Raw genomic sequence first — 18,936 nt, 5'->3', positions numbered from 1 at the left:
TGGTTCCGGTGGAGGCGCGCACTTAGGGTGCGGAACATGACTGACGGGTTCGATTTCACTCGCGACGGCGAGGTCGCGCGGCTGACGTTCACCAGGCCGGAGAAGATGAACGCGATCACCTACGGGATGTGGTCGGCGATCCCGGACGTGGTGGCGCGGGTGGAGGCGGATCCGGCGATCAAGATCCTGGTGCTGACCGGCGCCGGCGCGCATTTCTCGGCGGGCGCGGACATCAGCGAGTTCCAGGACCTGCGGTCCACCGCCGAGGCGGCCGAAACCTACGACAAGGCCGTCGACAGCGCGGTGGCGGCGCTGACGGCGTCGCGGAAGCCGACGGTGGCGATGATCCAGGGGAACTGCATCGGTGGCGGCTGCCAGATCTCTGTCGCCTGCGACTTCCGGTTCGCCGCGGAGGGCTCGCGCTTCGGCATCACGCCCGCGAAGCTCGGCATCGTCTACCACTTCGATTCGACCCGGCGGCTGGTCTCACTGGTCGGCCCCGCGCACGCGAAGTACTTCCTGCTCTCCGGTGAACTCGTCGACGCGCGGCGGGCGCGGGAGATCGGGCTGCTCAACGACGTCTTCCCCGCCGACGAACTGGAGTCTTCGACGTCGAAGTTCGTCGAGACGCTGGCTTCACGGTCGCAGGCGTCGGTGCGCGGGATGAACCGGATCATCGAGAAAATCGTGGCGGGACAACAGGAATCCGACGCCGAGGTGGACGAGATCCGGCTCGGCGCGTTGCACGGCGAGGACTACGCCGAGGGCGTCGACGCTTTCCTCGCGCGACGACCGCCGAAGTTCACCTACCGCTGAGGACACGCGTTCAGTCCTCTGAATGCGGTCAGGGCGACCGGCTAGATCTCGTCCCAGGGGTTGCTTTCGTACGCCTCGGTCAGGATCCGGCCGGTCTCCGGCGCGAACGGCAGCACGACGTCGTCCACGGACGCCACCGGCCAGCCGACCGACTCCGAGTTGGTCAGGAACATGGCGTCGAACCCCGGCAGATCCGCCGGACGGACGTCGCGGGTCTCCTGCGGGATCCCGTGGCGCGTCAAGCCGCGCCGGATCAGCTGCTGGGTGATCCCGTCGAGCACGGGAGCCTGCGGCCAGACCACCGTGCCGCCTTCGAGGAAACCGACGTTCCAGATCGACGCCTCGCTGATCCGGCCCTGGTAGTCGACGAACACCGCGTCGTCGTAGCCCGCCATCATCGCTTCACGCGAGTGATGGACCAGGCCGAACGACCCGACGTGCTTGACCTCCGGCAGCACCCGTTCGTAGCGCACGGAACGCAGGCGCAGCGGCGTCAGTTCGTGTTCCTTCGGCGGCGCGGTCCGGACGAGCACGTCCGGGGCGGCGGGCGCGCCGGGGTCGGACCAGTCCATCGCGCGGGAGAAGACCAGCACCCGCACGGACAGCGCGTCCGCACCCTGGATCGCCCGCCGGACGTACCCGCGCACCGCCTCGGTGTCGAGTTCGCTCGCGAACAATCGCCGCGTGCTCGTCACGAGCCGGTCCAGGTGGACGTCCAGACCGCGGACCTTGCCGTCGCGGACCTGCATCGCGGTGAAGTGGGCATAGCCGAACGCGCCCGCCAGGTCTTCCGACCGGGCGGGCGCGCCGTTGATTTCCAGCTTCACGTCAGGCGTTGACCGTGACGCCGGTGAACTTGACCTCGGTGTTGGGCGGGCCGGTCCCGTCGCCGTTGCCGGCCTGCGCGTTGGCGCCTGCCTTGGCGACCTTGTCGAGGACCTTCAGGCCCTCGTCGGAGATGCTGCCGAAGACCGAGTAATCCGCGGGCAGTTCGGCCTCGCCGTAGACCATGAAGAACTGGCTTCCGCCGGAGTTCGGCTGCTGCGTCTTCGCCATCGCGAGGATGCCGCGGCCGTACTTGATCTCCTTGAACGCCTCGTCCGGCATCGTGTAGCCCGGGCCGCCCATGCCGCTGGCTTCGGGGTCACCGCACTGCAGCATCTGCAGGCCGGTGGTGCCGAGCCGGTGGCACTTGGTGTCGTTGAAGTAGCCCTGCTGCGAGAGGCTGATGAAGCTCTGGACGGCGCACGGGGCGAGTCCCCGGTCCAGCGTCAGCGGGATGTCGCCGGCGGTGCTCTTCAGCACGACGTTCACCGTGCCGTTCGAAGAGACGTCCTTGCCCTCCGGCTTGTTCACCTTCTTCGACGCCTGCTTGCTGGCGTCGTCCTTGTAGTCGCAGGACACCGGGTTCGCCAGCGGCGTCGGCCGCTTCGGCATCGGAGCGCGCTCCGTGGGGATGGTGACCTCGGGGGTGGGAGGAGCCGAGCTCGGCGAAGCGTCGGACGCGGCGTCGTCACCACCACTGCTACTGCTGACGATCCACCACACCGCGCCTGCCACGATCGCGACGACGCCGACGACCGCCACCGAGCCGACGATCTTGCGTCGCTTGGCCCTTTCGGCCCGATGCACGATCTGTCGCTCGAGCTTGCGCTTCGCGGCTTCGCGGCGCTGCTGGTTGGTCGGCACCCGCCCTCCCGGTTTCCACTCGATGTCACACGTCTGAGGTAGCGGAAGTCTATGGGCACAGCCTGTGAGACCCCCGTACAGGGGCCGCTAGGCTTACTTGATCGTGATCAGGGCCATCCTGTCACCTGTTCGGCGGAAGAACTGAGGAGGCGTTTCGTGCTGGTTGTCGGATTTCCGACAGGCCCCCTCGAAGCCAACTGCTACCTGCTCGCCGTGGACGGCGGCGGGGAGTGCGTGATCGTCGATCCTGGCGAGGGCGTCAACGAACCGCTCGAAGCCGCACTTTCCGGACATGGCCTGACGCCGGTCGCGATGCTCGCCACCCACGGCCACCCGGATCACGTCGCCTCGGCGGACGAGATCGGCACGCGCCACGGGATACCTCTCTATCTGCACGAAGCGGACCGGCCACTGCTGGGGCCGGGCGCCGGGGAACGGAAGGACGGGATCGTGTCACTCGTCGATGGCCCGCTCAGGCTGGCCGGACTGGAGATCACGGTGTCCCGCACACCGGGACACACGGCCGGTTCGGTGGTCTTCGGGCTGACCTCCGCCGAGGGCGGACGGATCGTGCTCACCGGGGACAGCCTGTTCGCCGGTTCGATCGGCCGGTCCGACGGCGAGGGCGACGAACTCGTGCGATCCCTGGGCGCGAAGGTGATGACACTGCCGGACGACACGGTGGTCCTGCCGGGGCACGGCCCGGCCACGACGATCGGGCAGGAGCGGGCGGCCAACCCGTTCCTGGCCGGGACGGGCGCGTGATGACCGAGCCGACCGGGACGCCCGCGACCTCCGAGCGTCTCCCTCTCTTCCACGACGACCCCAAGCTCCGCCGACGGCGCGGTTGCTCCGGTATCGCCGGTGTGGTGATCTTCGCGGCCGCGTTCGGCGGGATCGCCGGGCTGATCGGCGGCGAGATCGCCGGGCTCGTGGTCGCCGCGGTGATCGCGCTGCCGCTGATCTACGTCATGCTCTACAACCTGCGCCGCCGGGTCTGGCTCGAGGGCCAGACGCTCATCGTGCGGACCTGGGGGATCCGGCGGATCGACCTGACCGCGGCCGAGCGCATCGACCTGGTGATCAGCGACGTGCGCGGCACCCGGACGGTCAGCCTGCTGGTCAACGCGGGCAAACGCCGCAAGGTGGCGAAGGTCGATCTGGCCGTGTACTCCGGCGCGGGCGGCCGTGAGCTCGGCATCCTGCAGCTGCGCAAGCTGGCGAACGCGCTGCTGAACAACACCGACGCGAACGGCCTGGTGTTCTCGGAACTGCTGGTGGCGCAGCTGAAGTCGGAGGCGCGCGGCGACGCGGCGGCGGAACGGCCGCTCTACCGGCTGGCCTCGGCGGCGCCCAGCGGGAAGTACATCCAGCGGTTCACGATGGAGGCCGTCAGCCGTTTCGTGGCGACACTCGACTAGTTTCCAGCTTCTCCAGCCGTGCCTTGATCTCTTCCAGCTGGTAGACGATCTCCGGCAGCTCGCCCGCGGCGAAGGTCGCCAGCCGCTCGGAGTGCTTGAGCGTCGACCGCACATCGTCGAGCGCGGCGGCGATCTTGGGGACCGCCTCGACGGCTTCCAGCGTCGAGACGAGTACCCGCCGCGCGACGGCGGTCAGCTGTCTGGGGATGGCTAACGCAGCGTCGAAAACGTCGAACATGGCCCCTCCGATCACGCGGCGAACCTCGGGTGCGGCCTCTTCGTACCCGACTTCGGCCCGTGATCGCGCGGTGGGCTCGCCCTTTGGGGTGCCTGTGGCTACAGGGACTCTTGAGGCTCCCGCGAGGCGATCAGCGCGGCCAGCACGGTGGTGACCGGGACGGCCGCGACGATGCCGACGCTGCCGGCCAGCGTCCGCACGATCTCCTGCGCGATGTCCTCCGCGCCGAGGATCGAGCCGAGTCCCACTCCGGAAAGCGACGTGTACAGCAGCACCGGCAACGCCGCCCCCGCGTACGCCATCACGAGCGTGTTGACCGCCGAGCCGACGTGGTCGCGGCCGATCCGCAGGCCCGCGCCGTAGAGCTCGCGCCAGCCGAGCGACGGGTTCGCCCGGCGCAGTTCCCACACGGCGCTGGTCTGCGTCACCGTGACGTCGTCCAGCACGCCGAGGGCGCCGATCACGACGCCCGCCAGCAGCAGGCCCCGCGCGTCGATCCCGTGCCCGAGCGAGCCGATCAGCTGCGAAGTGCTGTCGTCCAGCCCGGTCAGCGACGCCGCGGCGGAGAAGATCGCCGACAGGACGCCGATCAGGATCAGGCTCACCAGCGTGCCCAGCACGGCCACCGAGGTTCTCGCGGACAGCCCGTGCGTCAGGTACAGCGCGACGAACATGATCGCCCCGGCGCCCGCGATCGCCACCAGCAGCGGGCTTTCCCCGGCGAGGATCGAAGGGAGCACGAACAGCGCCAGCACCAGGAAGCTCAGCCCCAGCGCGATCAGCGCGGCGAGTCCCTGCCAGCGGCCCAGCACGATCACCGCGACCGCGAACAGCCCGGCGAGCAGCAGCAATGGCATCCCACGCTGGAAGTCGACGATCTGGAACGACGCGGGATTCGCGGCGTCGCCGCCGTTGTAGGACAGCACGACCTTGTCACCCGCGGCGAATCGCGGCGTGCTCGGCTCGATCGGGAGCGTCAGCTTCAGTGGCTTGCCCGCCCCGGGACCGTCGGTCATCGTCACTTCGCTGGTGAGACAAGGTTTCGCGTCCGGCGGCGGCTCGCCGACCTGCACCTGGCCCTCGGCGAGGCACGGTCCGGTGATCGTCGTGGTGACCGTGGCGCTCACCGGGGTTCCCTGGGGGAACACGCTTTTCACCGGATCCTTGCCCCACGGGTACAGGAAGACCATGCCGGCGACGGTCGCGACGGCGAGCGGGATCAGGAGCCACATCAGCAGCAGCCGGACCCGGTGCGACGCGGGCGCGGCGGGGCCGTGACCATGCGAATGCCCGTGACCGTGCCCGACCGGCTTGGGCGCGGGCTTCTGTTCCGGCTCAGGCTCGGCCGCGCGTCGCTTGCCCTGCTCGGTCGACCGGGGCCGCTGGGCCGGGGGCCGGGGACGTCGCGTGCCCTCCGGCGGCGGGGTCCGGCGCGGCGAACGGGACGTTCCGGGCGAACGATCGGACGGGGTGTCCGTTACCCGGCGAATCGGGCCGGTGTCGTCGTCGGAGATGTCGCGGCGGTTCACCCGCACATCCTCCACAGTCCGTGATCCGTGCCGCACACGGCCTAGCCGAACGCCTGCCTCAGGTGGACCCGGCGGTAGGCCGAAGGCGGGGTGTCGAAGTGGTCCAGGAAGGCTTGCCGAAGGGTTTCGGTCGACCCGAAACCGCATCGCCGCGCGATCGAAGTGAGCGGGAGTTCGGTGCCGCACAACAGTTTCGCCGCGTTCTCGGTCCTCGCCGCCCGCACGTACCTGCTGGGCGTCGTGCTCAGATGCGCGTCGAACAACCTCGTCAGCTGCCGGGTGCTGATACCCGCCCGCTCGGCGAGGACGGCCGTGCCGAGATCACCCGCCAGGTGTTCGGCGACGTACGCCGTGATGTCGCGGACCAGCCGGTTCTCCGGCGGCGGACCGGACAGGAACATGCTCACCTGCGCCTGATTGCCCGGCCGCTGCAGGTAGGTGACCAGCATGCGGGCGGTCTCCCTGGCGAGGCTGGGGCCGTGATCGTCCTCGACGAACGCGAGGGCGAGGTCGATCCCGCTGGTGACGCCCGCGGCCGTGTAGACGTTGCCGTCGCGCACGTACAGCGGCACCGGGTCGACGTTCACCGCCGGATAGCGCGTGGCGAGCCGGTTCGCGAACCGCCAATGGGTGGTGGCGCGGCGCCCATTGAGCAGCCCGCACGCGGCGAGCACGGTGGCTCCGGTGCACACCGAGGCGACGCGGCGGGTGTGCTGCGCGAGCCTGCGGATGTGGGAGACGACCCGCGCGTCGGCCGCGGCGGCCTCGTGTCCGGTGCCGCCCGCGACGATCAGCGTGTCCAGTTCGCCGGTCACCTGGTCGAGCCGGTGCTGTGCCTGCAGCGTCAGCCCGGACTCGCAGCGGATGCCGCGGCCGTCGACGCTGGCGAGCATGATCTCGTACCCCGGCTTGCCGCCGAGTTTGGTCGCCGCGTCCAGAACGTCCGCCGGACCGGCGATGTCGAGCATCTCGGCATTGCTGTAGCCGACGATCAACACTCTTCTGGGTGAACCCGGCATGATCGAACGCTAGCAGTAGCGCCCGGCCGTCGGACGTAGTTCGCAGGAATCCGGACATCCGGCCCGCCCCGGCGTCGCCCCTGCGACACCGTTGTCCCATGACAGACGACAAGAAGACCATCGCCTTCGTGGTGTACCCGGGGATGACCCCGCTCGACATGGTCGGGCCGCTGACCGTGCTGGACGGGATGGCGAGCACGGTGCCGGAGTACCGGACGGTCGTGGTCGGCGAGACCAAGGACGCGGTCGTCACCGACAACCCGCTGAAGCTGGTGGCGACCCACACCTACGACGAGGTCCCGTCGCCGTACGCACTGCTCGTCCCCGGTGGAGCCGCGCCGACGCTGAAGGCGCTCGCCGACGAGAAGCTGGTCGGATACCTGAGGAAAGCCGGGGAGAACGCGGAACTCGTGACCTCTGTGTGCACGGGATCGCTGCTGCTGGGGCAGGCGGGCCTGCTGGAGGGCCGCCGGGCCGCGACGCACTGGATGTTCCGGGAGTTCCTGCGCGCGTTCGGGGCGGAACCGGTCGCCGAGCGCTGGGTCGAGGACGGGAACGTGATCACCGCCGCCGGGGTGTCGGCGGGGATCGATCTCGCGCTGCACCTGGTCGAGCGGCTCGTCGGCGCCGAGATCGCCCGGACGATCCAGTTCGTCATCGAGTACGACCCGGAGCCGCCGCAGGGCCCGCTCGACTGGTCGAAGCGACCGTACGGTGACCTCAAGCCGTTGCTGGAACACACACTGAACGAGGCGCTCGCGGACGAACCCGCCCTGCGGGACAAGCTGCTCGCGCACACCGGGCCGTGAGGGGGCGGCCATCCGGGTGAGAAACCGCCGGAACGGGGACGGCGCCGGGTTACATTCTGGTCATCCGTCCAGGTGATAGGTGGTCCGTGGAGTTCAAGGTGCTCGGCCCGCTCGGGGCCTCCGTCCCGCTCCCGTCGGCGGCTCAGCCCCGGCGAGTGCTCGCGGTGCTCCTGACCAGGCCGAACGAGTTCGTCCACCGGGACACCCTCGTGGACGAGCTCTGGCCGCAGGACCCGCCGTCGAGTGCCGCCGCGGTCGTGCAGATGGCGGTTTCCAAGCTGCGCAAGGCGTTGTCACCCGGTTTGCCGGTGGACGACGTCCGGCAGCGGCTGCGGGCGGGCCGGGGCGGGTACCGGCTGACGGTGTCGGAGGGCGAGCTGGACGTCGCCGCCTTCTCCGGACTGACCGTCGCGGCCGCGACGGCGACCGGCGCGGAACGCAGGGCGCTGCTCGAACGGGCATGGGGTTTGTGGCGCGGCCGGGCGTTCGCCGACGTCCCGGCCGGTCCGCTGGTGGAAGCACACCGGCTCTGGCTGGAGGACCAGCGGTGTTCGGTGGTGGGCAAGCTCGTTGAGCTGGATCTGGCGGCCGGCGATCACAAGGCGGTCGCCGACCGGCTGGGACCGGAGCTCGCCGCCCGGCCGGGTGACGAGCGCTTCGCCGGCTGGCTCGCGGAGGCGTTGCACGGACTCGGGCGCCGGGACGCCGCGCTGGCCGTCCTCGACCAGTGCCGCCGGACGCTGTGGGAGCACGCCGGGGTCTCGCCGGGGGAGGACCTGCTCGCGACCCATCGCCGGATCGCCGGAACGGGCTGGTCGGCGTGCGGTCCACCGTGCCGTCTTCCCGCCGCGACACCGGATTTCACCGGCAGGACGGGTGAACTCGCGGACATCGCCCGCGCGCTGCGGACTCCCGCGCCGGTCGTGCTGCACGGTGCGGCGGGAGCGGGGAAGAGCGCGCTGGCGGTCCAAGCCGCCTGGCGGACGCGCAAGAGATTCCCGGACGGCCAGCTCGTCGCCGATCTCCGCGAGACCGGTGACGTGCTCACCGGATTCCTCCGCGCGCTCGGCCTCGCGGAGGCGGAGCTCCCCGCCGACCGCGCCGGGCTGGTTTCGTTGTGGCAGAGCCACACCGCGGATCGGCGGCTGCTGGTGATCCTCGAGAACTGCCGGTCCGAGGCCGAGGTGCGGCCGTTGCTGCCGAGCGGTCCCGGCTGCGCGACGATCGTCACGACGCGGCGACGGCTGGCCGGGCTCGCCGGGGCGAGACCGGTCGAGGTCGGTCCGCTGTCCTCCGCGGTATCAAGGGTTCTGCTCGGCGCGATCGCCGGGGAGGAGCGGTTGTCCGCCGAACCCGACGCCGTCCGCCGGGTGCTGGCTTCGTGCGACGGCCTCGCGCTCGCGGTGCGGATGGCGGGGATGAAGCTGGTGCAGCGGCCGAGGCTGAGCGTCGCCGAGTTCGCGACGCGGCTGGAGAACGAGCGCCTCCGCCTCGACGAACTCGCCGTCGGAGATCTGGCCGTCCGTCCGGTGCTCGCCGACGCCCTCACCGAGCTTTCGCCCGGACAGCGCAACTCCTTGCGGTTGCTCGCTTTCCCAGGGGCGAGCGAGGTCGCCGACTGGTTCGCGACGGCCCTGCTGGGCTGTTCGTCCCGCGAAGCGGCCCGGCTGCTCGACGAACTGGTGGACGATCACCTGCTCCGCGCCGAGCCGGACCAGGCCGGTTTCCTCCGGTACCGGCTGCCGGGGCTCGTCCGGCTCGCGCACCGGGAACCGCCGGACCCCGAAGCGCTCAGGCGCGCGCTCACGGTCACGGCGGCCTTGGCCGAACACGCGTCCGCCGCCCTCGGCGCCGAGTACCCGCCGCCTCGGCGGCTGGACGCGCCGGCGGCCGCGTCGGACCGGGTAGCCGCCGATCCGGCCGGCTGGCGTGCCGCGGAGTCCGCGAACCTCGCGCTCGCCGTCCGGACCGCGAAGAACCACGGCTGGACCGAGTTGACCGCCCGGCTGGCGGAGGCCTACAGCGACCTCGTCGGCCCCCGGAACGGCGGCTCGCCCGCCTGGCTCGGGTTCGGCGTCGTGCGTGACCGCCTCGACCTTCCCGCCGAGGCGGAGAAGCTGCTGAAGCTCGGCCATTCCCACGCCGACGCGGGGGATCTGGCCCGCGCGAGGACGTGTTTCTCGCTCGCCGAGTCTCGATTCCGCTCTTCGGGCGACCCGCGGGGCACCGGGACCGCGCTCGTCGCGCTCGCCGACGTCGACGCGGACTCCGGCCGGACCCACTCGGCGGTCGGCGCGCTGCGGGAGGCGCTGGACCTGTTGCGGGACTGCGGTGACCTCGCCGGACAGGCGATGGCGTCGTCCCAGTTCGGCTCGCTCTGGGACGACCTCGGCGATTTCCGGCGCGCGAAGGAATGCTTCGACGCGAGCCTGCTGCTCTCGCTGCATTGCGAAGACGGACGGCAGCACGACAGATCGGCCAAGCGGTACGCCGACGTCCTGCGACGGCACGGTCGGCTGGACGAAGCCGGTGATCTGCTGACGAGCGCGCTGATCGGCACCCGGAGCTCGCGTGAACGCCATTGGGAGGCGCACGTCCTGCGCAGTCTCGGCGATCTCCACGCGAAATCGGGCGACGCGGGGGAGAGCGAACTCTGTCTTTCGCGGTCGCTGGAGCTGTTCGAGTACGCCGGGCACCGGCATGCCGCCGCGTATACGCAGAGAAGCTTCGGTGAGTCCCTGCGGCTCGCGGGCGAGCACACCCGGGCGGCGGACCATCTGGGACTCGCGATGAACACGTTCCGCGAACTCGGTGACCGCCGTGGCGGCGGATACGCGTTGCTCAGCTTCGGGCGCCTACGGGCGGCCGAAGGCGTCGCGACCGAAGCCGCCGCGGGCCTTCGGACCGCGGCGGGATTGTTCCGTGAACTGGGGTTCCCGGTGTGGGAACTGCGTGCGCTCAAGGATCTTTCCGCCGTCGACACGGGCGGACGCCAGCGGGATCGGGCTCGTGAAGCCTTGACGAAGATCCGCTTCGGAGCGAACCCGGCATAGCCCGGCGGGGAGCCGCCGGTCGCCGAGTTTGGCGAAGTTATGGCCCTGCCGTGTTGACTCGCGCTCAGGTGAGCGGACTTCGCGCCGCCCCGAATCGCGGAACTGGGGGTGGCGGCGCGTGCTCGTGGCCGGGTGACGCCTTCCGAGGGCAGGAGGCGTCACCCGGTTCGACGGCTAGGGCGCGTCCTCGCCGCGGACGTGCAGGAGGACGTCGGCCTCGGTGAGGATCCCTTGGTCGAGCGGGAAGTAGCCCTGCCGCTGGACAGGGTCGGTCCGGACACTCGCGGCCGGGACGTCGGACGTGGGGAGCAGGCTCCACGGCATGGTGACGTGTTTCTGCAGGAACCCTTCGTAGGTGTCGGCCTCGGGCTCCTGAAGCGCGATGGACTCACAGCTGCCGAGGCTGGTCGCGACGAAGGTGTAGCGATCGCCGAGCAGCGGGGACACCAGCGCGCCGGCGGGGAACCAGGTGGTCTCCGTGTCCGCCACGCGCATCGTGCTGGCCTGGCGGCGCAGATGGAGGTTGTGCGCGAAGACCAGTGTCCTGCCCCGCCCGGCTTCGGCGTCGCGGATCTCCAGCAGATTCCGCGCCATGAAGGCGTCCCTGGCCGCGACCAGCGGCATGTACCGTTCGCTCGGCTCCAGGGGTTCGGCGCACTGCCGGTGGTAACGCAGCAGATCGATCCCGGCCATGAGGTGGAGCTCCGCCCGCGACCACGCGTCGGTGACCGGTTCCGGCTTCCGCGCCCGAAGCGCGGCGAGCAGGTCGGCCGCGATCGCGCGCAGCCGGTAGGCGTCGGCTGTGGCACCGACCGACGAAGCCGCGTACAAGACGGCTTCGGTGCGGCTCCAGCGTTCGTCGTCACCGGCCGGACCCGCGATGTCGACGTCGAGTCCGAGGAAGTCGCGGGCGTGTTCGAGATAGCGGCGCGGGCTGGGTGCGGAGGTGTTCTCGGTCTGCGTGTCGAAACCGTGGAACGCGAGCCGTTCCGCGGCGGGGCGGCCGTCGTTGAACTCGCGCATCCACTCGATCAGCCGCCGGTTGGCCTCCACGTTGCCGAAGACGTGCGTGAAGCCTTCGCTCATGGCGATGTCGAGGGATCCGGTGCCGTCCTGGACGTAGTCGTTCGCGACGAGCGCGGCCACGCGGTCGGTTTCGAGGGCGATCGAGCGGAAGCCACGGTCGACCAGCTGGGCGAACAGCCGGTTGCGGATCTCGGCGAAGACCGGGGTCGCGTGCGTCGGCTCACCCAGGCCGAGCAGGTCGCAGGAGGGGGTCACGAAGTCTCGGATGTCTTGACTCATGAGGTTCAAGCGTATCGTTGATGTGCCGATTGAAGCTTTGCTTCCCAGAGCGCAAGTGGTGGGCGAGAAAGCTTCAAACATCCGGATAGGTGCTGGTTGAGGATGCCCCAAGTCCGTGAAGGCCTCCTTGAGGGACCCAGAGTCCCCTCAAGGAGGCCTTCACGGACCACCCATCGTCAGGGAGGTGAGCGGGCGGTCCTCGCGGCGGCGCAACAAATCCACCTTCGAATAGCTGGCTCTCATTCCATTCTTCCGCTATAAAGCTTAAAGAACCCTTCGCGCGCGAAGCTGCTTCGCTTGCGAAGCAGCACTTCGCAAGAATGCGCGAGCGCAAGTTATCAGCTGTTGAGGTGAATTGCCGCGTGGCAATGTCCGCGCGGAAGTAATTCCGCTCTAGCTTGTGCCGCATGGTTGAGAAGGATTCGACGGCGCGGACCCGGGAACTGGGCCACCGCATGAAGGCGTTCCGGCAGCGCAGACACTTCAGCGGCGCCGACGTCAGCCGCCGTAACGGCTGGTTGCAGAGCAAGGTCACGAGGTGGGAGCAAGGGCTGCGCGAGCTGTCCGTGGTGGACGCGGCGCTGTACCTCGCGACCTGTGGCGAGGCGGAACCGGAGCGCGACCTGCTGCTGGAACTGACCCAGCCCGGCGGGGACCTGTACTGGGTGCGGCCGTACTTCGACGAACTCGTCGACCCGACGCGATCCCTGGCGATACAAGAGAATCTCGCGCACACCATCGTCCGCTACGAGTCGTTGACGCTTCCCGCGCTGTTGCAGACCGAACCGTACGCCCGCACCGCCTACGAACTGATCGGCAACCGCGGCGAGGACCAACTGGACCAGATCGTGAACGCCCGCCTGGACCGGCAGCGGCTGCTGCGCCGGGACCGCCCGCCGCGGTGCCGGTTCCACATCCACGAGCGTGCGTTGCGGTCGGTCGTCGGGAGTCCCCGAATCATGCACGAGCAGTTGCTCCATCTGGTTTTGTCGGCGAACCTGCCCTATTGCTCCATCCGGATCGTCCCCGAAAGCAACGAAGTGGGCAGGACGATCGAGAATTCTTTCACCATCATGGAATTCACCGAGCATCCGGCGGTGGTGTACACGGATTCCTACGCGGCCGGAATGTTCATCGACGACCGGGTGGCGGTCGAGGCGTATTATTCGCTTGTCGCGCGACTGGAAAGCGATACCCTGACCGAGGAAAGGTCACGCCAGATGCTCGCCGACTGGGCGGACCGGTACGACCGGATGGACGAGTGACCCGATCGGGGTTTCCCGTCGCCTCTTCCTGGGGTAATCGTTCCGGGTAGCCGAGGAGAAGGAGGACGTGGTGACGAAGACTCAGGACGGTGCCCCGGTCGCCGAGGCGGAGATCGAGCGGAAGTACGACCTGGCGGCGGACAGGCCCATCCCGCCGCTGGCCCCGGCCGGTCCCGTGACGAACCAGGCCGATCCGAGGGTCGACGTCCTCGACGCCACGTACTTCGACACCGCCGACTTCCGCCTCGCGCAAGCGGGTATCACGCTGCGGCGGAGGCTCGGCGGAAGCGACGAGGGCTGGCATCTCAAACTGCCCGTCGGCGCGGACCGGCGCGAGGAACTCCGCCTCCCGCTGTCGGGCAAGCCGGACAAGGTGCCCGGCGCGCTGGCGAAACTGGTCCGGGCGCACACCCTCGGCGCCAAACTCGTCCAAGCCGCGCATCTGCGCACCGAGCGAACGTCGTACGCCCTGCTCGACGCGAAAGGCCGTGAGGTCGCGACGCTGACCGACGACGTCGTCACCGGCGAGGCGGGCGGGGAGAAGGCGCATCTCGACCGCTGGCGGGAGCTCGAGATCGAGCTCTCGCCCGGCACCGATCCGAAGGTGCTCGACAGCCTGGACAGGGCTGTCGTGAAGGCGGGCGCGGAGCGGTCGAGGTGGCCGTCGAAGCTCCGGCGGCTGACCGACGACCTCGTACCGTCGTCCGGGGGGACCACCGGCTCGGTACTGGCCGACTATCTCGCGGAACACCTGCACGCGCTGCGCCGCAACGACATCGGTGTCCGCCGGGACGCCGAGGACGCGGTGCATCAGATGCGGGTCGCGAGCAGGCGGCTGCGGAGCGCCTTGAAGACCTTCCGCCGCTCCCTCGACGCCGACGTCGCGGACGGGCTCGCCGCCGAACTCCGCTGGCTCGGCGGCGAGCTCGGGCCGGCGCGGGACACCGAGGTGATGGCCGCGCGGCTGCGCGACGAGGTCAAGGCGCTCCCCGCGGAACTGGTGCTGGGCAACGTCGAGCAGTTGATGACACGGCACTTCGCCCGGGAGGCCGAAGAAACCAAGGCGCGGGCCGTCGAGGCGCTCGACAGCAAGCGCTACACGGACCTGTTGCGATCACTGGAAAAGGTGATCGCCAAGCCGCGGAAGATCAAGGGCGGCAAGGAAGAGCTGCGGAAAGCGGTCGCGCGTTCGGAACGGAAGCTCCGCCGGGCCGTCACGGCCGCGAGCGACCTGGAGCCCGGTCCGGAGCAGGACGCGGAACTGCACGAGGTGCGCAAGAAGGCGAAGCGTGCCCGGTACGCCGCGGACACGGTCCGGCCGGTGTCCGGCAAGAAGCTTCGAAAATGGCGAAAGAACGTCAAGGCCGTGCAGACCACTCTCGGTACGCATCACGATGTCGTGGTCACCCGGGAGGTCCTGCGACTTCTGGGTCTCCGTGCCTACGCCGAGGCCGAAAACGCTTTCACCTACGGCCTCCTGCACGGTCGTTCCGTCGCCGCGGCCGAGGCCGCGCACCGGCGCTTCGCGGAGGAATGGCAAGGACTGAGTAAAGGTTCGCGACCGAAATGGCTCAAATGAGGTAGCCCGGGTTGACCTCCCGCGCGTGGTGAGTACCGTCGAGGGGACTTGGTGGTCTGGAGAGAGGCGCCCCCAATGTTGCCTGGCCAGCGCGTACCCGGCGAACCGCCGCCCCTGGCCGTGACCACCAGCCGCCGCGATGACGGCGTCCTCGTCCTCACCGCGGTGGGGGAGATCGACGCGGCCACGATCGGCCGGTTCCGCACCGAACTCACCGGTGCGTGTGGCACGGGAAGCCAAGTGATCCTCGATCTTTCCGGCGTCGGCTTCCTCAGTTGTGCCGGATTGCACGCCCTCGAGGAGGCCAACGCCGCGGCACCGAGGTTCTCGGTGATCGTCAAAACCGCTTTGGTGTCAAGGATCTTGGACGTCAGCGGGGTCGGAGCCGACCTCGACGTCCGGCGGGACGTCGAGGATGTGCGTCTCTAGGGCAGGTTGTCTAGGGGTAAGGCAAATGTGGCGTCATGTCTCACCCCGAGGTGGGCGAAGGCGTGACTCGCGTGATCAGACCGAAAGCTCGGTGATCGCCGACTGATCACGAGTGATCGCCCATCTCGCCGGAGCACAGGGGCCTGGGGATGTTGCGAAAGTGGCTTTCACAAGCTCGGTGGAGGCGGGTGGAGACCCGCACTCTGACACGCCACCTTGGGTCTTCCTCTCAGTAAAAAACTCAAGCTAGCCGTTCGGTTCGACGTCTTCGGCGCTGACGTCCGGCAGCAGGCCGCGCCAGCGCGGGTTGCGCAGGCAGCCCGCCTCGGTCCAGCCGCCGAAGACGACTTCGCCGACGATGGTCGGCCGCGACCAGTGCGCGTCCCGCGCCTGTTTGTCCGGTACGGAATCGAACGGGGATGTCTTGCGCTCCAGGCGGAACAGCCGCCGGGAGAGTTCCTCCAGCTCGTCGACGGCGAAGCCGACGCCGACGTTTCCGATGTACCGCAAGCCGTCTTCGTGCGGGACGCCGAGCAGCAGCGAACTGAACGTGCGCGCCCGGCTGCCGCCACCCGGCCGCCAGCCGCCCAGCACCACCTGCTGGACGCGGGTGCCGGTGATGGAAAGCCAGTCCCCGGTGCGCTTTCCCGGGTGGTACGCGGAGTCGGCCCGTTTGGCGATGATGCCGGCGAGTCCGTGTTCGCGGGCCGCCCGCGCGACCGCACCGCCATCGCCGAGGTAGTAGCGGGGGACCTGCCAGTGCGGCCCGCTGAGCCCGATCTCGTCGAGGAGCTCACGCCGTTCGACGTAAGGCGCGTCGACGCACGAACGACCGTCCAGATGCAGGAGATCGTCGACCAGGTAGAACGCCGGGTACCGGGCGGTGAGCCGTTTCGCGGAGGTCTTCGTCGCCCGGGCGCGGTGCCCGAGCCCTTCCGGACTCGGCTTCCCGCCGTCGAAGACGACGATTTCCCCGTCGAGAAAGGCTTCCGTGGCCCCGAGCTGCTCGCCCAGCCCGCGGAATTCGGGGTACAGCCCGGTGACGTCGTCGCCCGAATCGTCGTACGCGGTGATCCGGCCCCCGGACACGCGGATCAGCGTCCGGCGTCCGGACCAGTCGAATTCGTAGGCCCAGTGCGCGTCTTCGCCGGTGGAGGGGAGACGTCCCGGTTTGGTCAGCATCGGGGCGAGGAACGGGGGCAGGCCCACGCGTCCCGGTTCGGCGGGGTCGAGCCGTTTGAGCAGCCAGCCGCGATCGTGCCCGTCCTTCTTCACATTGAGGAACAGGTATTTCCCGCGGGCCCGTTTCCCGTGGAAGACGATCTCGACCTTGTGGTCGTTGAAGTGCAGCGTTTCGTACCGGCCGGTGTCCCAGACGGTCATGGTCCCGCCGCCGTATTCGCCGGCGGGAATTTCGCCTTCGAAGGTGAGGTATTCCATCGGATGGTCTTCGGTGTGTACGGCGAGGCGTTCGAGGTCCGGCGACATCGGGAGGCCTTTGGGGACCGCCCAGGAGACCAGCACGCCGTCCCGTTCGAGCCTGACGTCCCAGTGCAGGCTGCTCGCGTGGTGTTCCTGGATGACGAAGAGATCGTCCGTCCCGGTCTCCCCGTCGCGTTCCGGAAGGGGTTCGGGAGTCCGCCCCGGTCTGCGCTTACGGCGGTATTCGCCGAGTCTCTCCGCCATGGTCGGCCAGCGCACCCCTCTCCGGATCCGGTCAGGCAAGCCTAGCGCCGTTCATGGTCCGCACGCGTGATGAAGGCCCCTTTTCCCACGGCGAAAGTGGGAAAAGGGGCCTTCGTTCCGACAGTTCCGACGGTGGTTCAGTCGGTTTCGGCCAGTGCCTCGGCGAACTGGGCCGCGTACAGCCGCGAGTACGCACCGCCGGTGAGCAGCAGTGTTTCGTGGTCGCCCTGTTCGACGATCGAGCCGTTTTCCATCACGAGGATGACGTCCGCGTCCCGGATGGTGGAGAGCCGGTGCGCGATGACGAAACTCGTCCGTCCTTCGCGCAGCGAGTTCATCGCCCGCTGGATCAATACCTCGGTCCGCGTGTCGACCGAACTGGTGGCCTCGTCGAGGATGAGGATCGCGGGCTTCGCCAGGAACGCCCGCGCGACGGTGATCAGCTGTTTCTCGCCGGCGCTGACCGTGCCGCCCTCGTCGTCGATGACCGTGTCGTAGCCGTCGGGCAGGGTGCGGACGAACCGGTCGACGTGGGTCGCCTTGGCCGCCGCGACGATCTCCTCGTCCGTGGCGCCCGCGGAACCGTAGGCGATGTTCTCCGCGATCGTGCCGCCGAACAGCCACGCGTCCTGCAGCACCATGCCGGTCTTGGCCCGCAGGTCCTCGCGGTCCATCTCGGCGATGTCGACACCGTCGAGCGTGATCCGGCCGCCGTCGAGTTCGTAGAACCGCATGAGCAGGTTGACCAGCGTGGTCTTCCCCGCGCCGGTCGGGCCGACGATGGCCACCGTGTGCCCCGGTTCGACGGTGAGCGAAAGGTCCTCGATGAGCGGCGTGTCCGCGGCGTACCGGAACGACACGTGCTCGAACTCGACCTGGCCGCGAACGTTCTCGACCCGTGCGGGTTCGGCGGGCTCGGGCTCCTGCTCGTCCGCGTCGAGCAACGCGAAGACCCGCTCCGCGGACGCGATCCCGGACTGCAGCAGGTTCGCCATGCTGGCGATCTGCGTGACCGGCTGGCTGAACTGCCGCGAGTACTGGATGAAGGCCTGGACGTCGCCGAGCGACAGCGTCCCGGACGCCACCCGCAGCGCGCCGATCACGGCCACCAGCACGTAGCTCAGGTTGCCGATGAACATCATCGCGGGCTGGATGGTGCCCGAGATGAACTGCGCCTTGAAGCTCGCGTTGTACAGCGTGTCGTTGTGCTCGCGGAAGACCTCCTCGGCCTCCTCACGGCGGCCGAACACCTTGACCAGCGAGTGCCCGGTGTACATCTCCTCGATGTGCGCGTTGAGGCGCCCGGTGGTGGACCACTGCTTGATGAACTGCGGCTGCGCCTTCTTGCCGATCTTGGCCGCGACGAACACCGAAGCCGGCACCGAAAGCAGCGCGACCAGCGCCAGCACCGGCGAGATGACGAACATCATCACCAGCACGCCGATGACCATCAGCAGCGACGACACGATCTGCGCGAGGGTCTGCTGCAGCGACAGCGCGAGGTTGTCGATGTCGTTGGTCGCCCGGCTCAGCACCTCACCGCGCGGCTGACGGTCGAAGTAGCTCAGCGGGAGCTTGGCGAACTTCTCCTCGATCCGTTCCCGCAGCTCGAACACGGCCCGCTGGACCAGGTTCGTGGTCAGCCGCGCCTGCAGCAGCGAGAAGAACGACGCCACGATGTAGAGCAGCAGCACCCACATCAGCACCTGGCCGACGGCGTCGATGTCGATGCTCTGGCCCGGGACGAAGTCGATCCCCGAGTACAGATCGGCGAGAGTGGTGTTGCCCGCCGCGCGCAGCCCGGCGATCACCTCTTCCTTGCCGACCCCCGGAGGCATGTCCTTCGCGACGACACCCGCGAAGATGAGGTCGGTCGCCATGCCGAGGATCTTCGGGCCGATGACGCTCAGCGCGACGCTGACGACGCCGAAGACCATGATCCCGTACAGCATGGCGCGTTGCGGTTTCAACAGGCGCAGCAGGCGTTTCAGCGATCCCTTGAAGTCCAGGGCCTTCTCGCTGGACTGCCCGCCCATGAAGGCGGCGGGCCCGCGGGCGAAACCGCCTCCGCCGGGGCCGGGCCCCCGCGCCGCGCTCG

General features: G+C 69.2%; 16 protein-coding genes. 8 read left to right on the top strand and 8 right to left on the bottom strand.

Annotated features, from left to right (window positions below; translation table 11 throughout):
• Positions 1-36 precede the first annotated feature (36 nt).
• Complete coding sequence (locus AB0N89_RS21105; RefSeq protein WP_364206868.1) at positions 37-816, top strand: enoyl-CoA hydratase-related protein; 780 nt, start codon at positions 37-39, stop codon at positions 814-816.
• Positions 817-857: 41 nt separating this feature from the next.
• Here AB0N89_RS21105 and AB0N89_RS21100 read toward each other — a convergent pair whose 3' ends face one another.
• Positions 858-1,643: an aminotransferase class IV family protein gene (locus tag AB0N89_RS21100; protein ID WP_364206866.1), complete on the bottom strand. Its 786-nt coding sequence runs from the start codon at positions 1,641-1,643 to the stop codon at positions 858-860.
• 1 nt (position 1,644) lies between these two features.
• On the bottom strand, positions 1,645-2,505 hold the full coding sequence (locus AB0N89_RS21095) for a peptidylprolyl isomerase (RefSeq protein ID WP_364206864.1): 861 nt from the start codon (positions 2,503-2,505) through the stop codon (positions 1,645-1,647).
• A 156-nt stretch (positions 2,506-2,661) separates the two neighbouring features.
• Between AB0N89_RS21095 and AB0N89_RS21090 the strand changes: the two genes are divergently transcribed.
• Both AB0N89_RS21090 and AB0N89_RS21085 read left to right on the top strand, forming a co-directional pair.
• Positions 2,662-3,270, top strand: a complete 609-nt coding sequence (locus AB0N89_RS21090) for an MBL fold metallo-hydrolase (protein ID WP_364206862.1) — start codon at positions 2,662-2,664, stop codon at positions 3,268-3,270.
• Positions 3,270-3,926, top strand: a complete 657-nt coding sequence (locus AB0N89_RS21085; protein WP_364206860.1) for a hypothetical protein — start codon at positions 3,270-3,272, stop codon at positions 3,924-3,926. Before AB0N89_RS21090 ends, AB0N89_RS21085 begins: the two co-directional genes overlap by 1 nt.
• Here the strand turns inward: AB0N89_RS21085 and AB0N89_RS21080 are convergent.
• The 3 genes from AB0N89_RS21080 to AB0N89_RS21070 form a co-directional block, all read right to left on the bottom strand.
• The gene (locus AB0N89_RS21080; protein ID WP_364206858.1) at positions 3,898-4,164 is read right to left on the bottom strand and encodes a hypothetical protein; all 267 of its coding nucleotides are present in this window, start codon (positions 4,162-4,164) and stop codon (positions 3,898-3,900) included. The genes AB0N89_RS21085 and AB0N89_RS21080 overlap by 29 nt on opposite strands.
• 98 nt (positions 4,165-4,262) lie before the next feature.
• Positions 4,263-5,693, bottom strand: coding sequence for a YibE/F family protein (locus AB0N89_RS21075; RefSeq protein WP_364206856.1), 1,431 nt, complete (start codon positions 5,691-5,693; stop codon positions 4,263-4,265).
• Between the two features lie 41 nt (positions 5,694-5,734).
• Positions 5,735-6,712, bottom strand: coding sequence for a GlxA family transcriptional regulator (locus AB0N89_RS21070; RefSeq protein ID WP_364206854.1), 978 nt, complete (start codon positions 6,710-6,712; stop codon positions 5,735-5,737).
• Between the two features lie 98 nt (positions 6,713-6,810).
• Here AB0N89_RS21070 and AB0N89_RS21065 point away from each other — a divergent pair, with 98 nt between their 5' ends.
• Positions 6,811-7,521, top strand: a complete 711-nt coding sequence (locus AB0N89_RS21065) for a DJ-1/PfpI family protein (protein WP_364206852.1) — start codon at positions 6,811-6,813, stop codon at positions 7,519-7,521.
• A gap of 86 nt (positions 7,522-7,607) precedes the next feature.
• On the top strand, positions 7,608-10,574 hold the full coding sequence (locus AB0N89_RS21060; protein WP_364206850.1) for a BTAD domain-containing putative transcriptional regulator: 2,967 nt from the start codon (positions 7,608-7,610) through the stop codon (positions 10,572-10,574).
• Positions 10,575-10,748: 174 nt separating this feature from the next.
• Here the strand turns inward: AB0N89_RS21060 and AB0N89_RS21055 are convergent, their stop codons facing one another.
• Positions 10,749-11,879, bottom strand: a complete 1,131-nt coding sequence (locus AB0N89_RS21055; protein ID WP_364206848.1) for an erythromycin esterase family protein — start codon at positions 11,877-11,879, stop codon at positions 10,749-10,751.
• Between the two features lie 407 nt (positions 11,880-12,286).
• Between AB0N89_RS21055 and AB0N89_RS21050 the strand changes: the two genes are divergently transcribed.
• The 3 genes from AB0N89_RS21050 (at position 12,287) to AB0N89_RS21040 (ending at position 15,152) form a co-directional block, all read left to right on the top strand.
• Entirely contained in the window at positions 12,287-13,144 is an 858-nt protein-coding gene (locus AB0N89_RS21050) for a helix-turn-helix transcriptional regulator (RefSeq protein ID WP_364206846.1), read from the top strand.
• A 70-nt stretch (positions 13,145-13,214) separates the two neighbouring features.
• Positions 13,215-14,723, top strand: coding sequence for a CYTH and CHAD domain-containing protein (locus AB0N89_RS21045; RefSeq protein ID WP_364206844.1), 1,509 nt, complete (start codon positions 13,215-13,217; stop codon positions 14,721-14,723).
• A 75-nt stretch (positions 14,724-14,798) separates the two neighbouring features.
• Entirely contained in the window at positions 14,799-15,152 is a 354-nt protein-coding gene (locus AB0N89_RS21040; protein WP_364206842.1) for an STAS domain-containing protein, read from the top strand.
• A gap of 246 nt (positions 15,153-15,398) precedes the next feature.
• Here AB0N89_RS21040 and AB0N89_RS21035 read toward each other — a convergent pair whose 3' ends face one another.
• Both AB0N89_RS21035 and AB0N89_RS21030 read right to left on the bottom strand, forming a co-directional pair.
• Positions 15,399-16,838 (bottom strand): DNA polymerase ligase N-terminal domain-containing protein, encoded by a 1,440-nt coding sequence (locus AB0N89_RS21035; protein ID WP_364206840.1) that lies wholly within the window; start codon positions 16,836-16,838, stop codon positions 15,399-15,401.
• A gap of 137 nt (positions 16,839-16,975) precedes the next feature.
• A complete protein-coding gene (locus AB0N89_RS21030) occupies positions 16,976-18,874 on the bottom strand; it encodes an ABC transporter ATP-binding protein (RefSeq protein ID WP_364207022.1) in 1,899 nt (632 codons plus the stop codon).
• Positions 18,875-18,936: the final 62 nt, after the last annotated feature.

Source organism: Amycolatopsis sp. NPDC089917, assembly GCF_040684635.1.
Taxonomy (GTDB): domain Bacteria; phylum Actinomycetota; class Actinomycetes; order Mycobacteriales; family Pseudonocardiaceae; genus Amycolatopsis.
The sequence above is the reverse complement of the archived record's forward strand: the minus strand, read 5'-3'. Positions and strand labels throughout refer to the sequence as shown.

Bases quoted from the DNA above. Each gene is read 5' to 3' on its own strand.
- AB0N89_RS21085 (WP_364206860.1), top strand. From the start codon at position 3,270: ATGACCGAGCCGACCGGGACGCCCGCGACCTCCGAGCGTCTCCCTCTC.
- AB0N89_RS21035 (WP_364206840.1), bottom strand. From the start codon at position 16,838: ATGGCGGAGAGACTCGGCGAATACCGCCGTAAGCGCAGACCGGGGCGG.
- AB0N89_RS21040 (WP_364206842.1), top strand. From the start codon at position 14,799: ATGTTGCCTGGCCAGCGCGTACCCGGCGAACCGCCGCCCCTGGCCGTG.
- AB0N89_RS21105 (WP_364206868.1), top strand. From the start codon at position 37: ATGACTGACGGGTTCGATTTCACTCGCGACGGCGAGGTCGCGCGGCTG.
- AB0N89_RS21065 (WP_364206852.1), top strand. From the start codon at position 6,811: ATGACAGACGACAAGAAGACCATCGCCTTCGTGGTGTACCCGGGGATG.
- AB0N89_RS21070 (WP_364206854.1), bottom strand. From the start codon at position 6,712: ATGCCGGGTTCACCCAGAAGAGTGTTGATCGTCGGCTACAGCAATGCC.
- AB0N89_RS21080 (WP_364206858.1), bottom strand. From the start codon at position 4,164: ATGTTCGACGTTTTCGACGCTGCGTTAGCCATCCCCAGACAGCTGACC.
- AB0N89_RS21050 (WP_364206846.1), top strand. From the start codon at position 12,287: ATGGTTGAGAAGGATTCGACGGCGCGGACCCGGGAACTGGGCCACCGC.
- AB0N89_RS21030 (WP_364207022.1), bottom strand. From the start codon at position 18,874: ATGGGCGGGCAGTCCAGCGAGAAGGCCCTGGACTTCAAGGGATCGCTG.
- AB0N89_RS21055 (WP_364206848.1), bottom strand. From the start codon at position 11,879: ATGAGTCAAGACATCCGAGACTTCGTGACCCCCTCCTGCGACCTGCTC.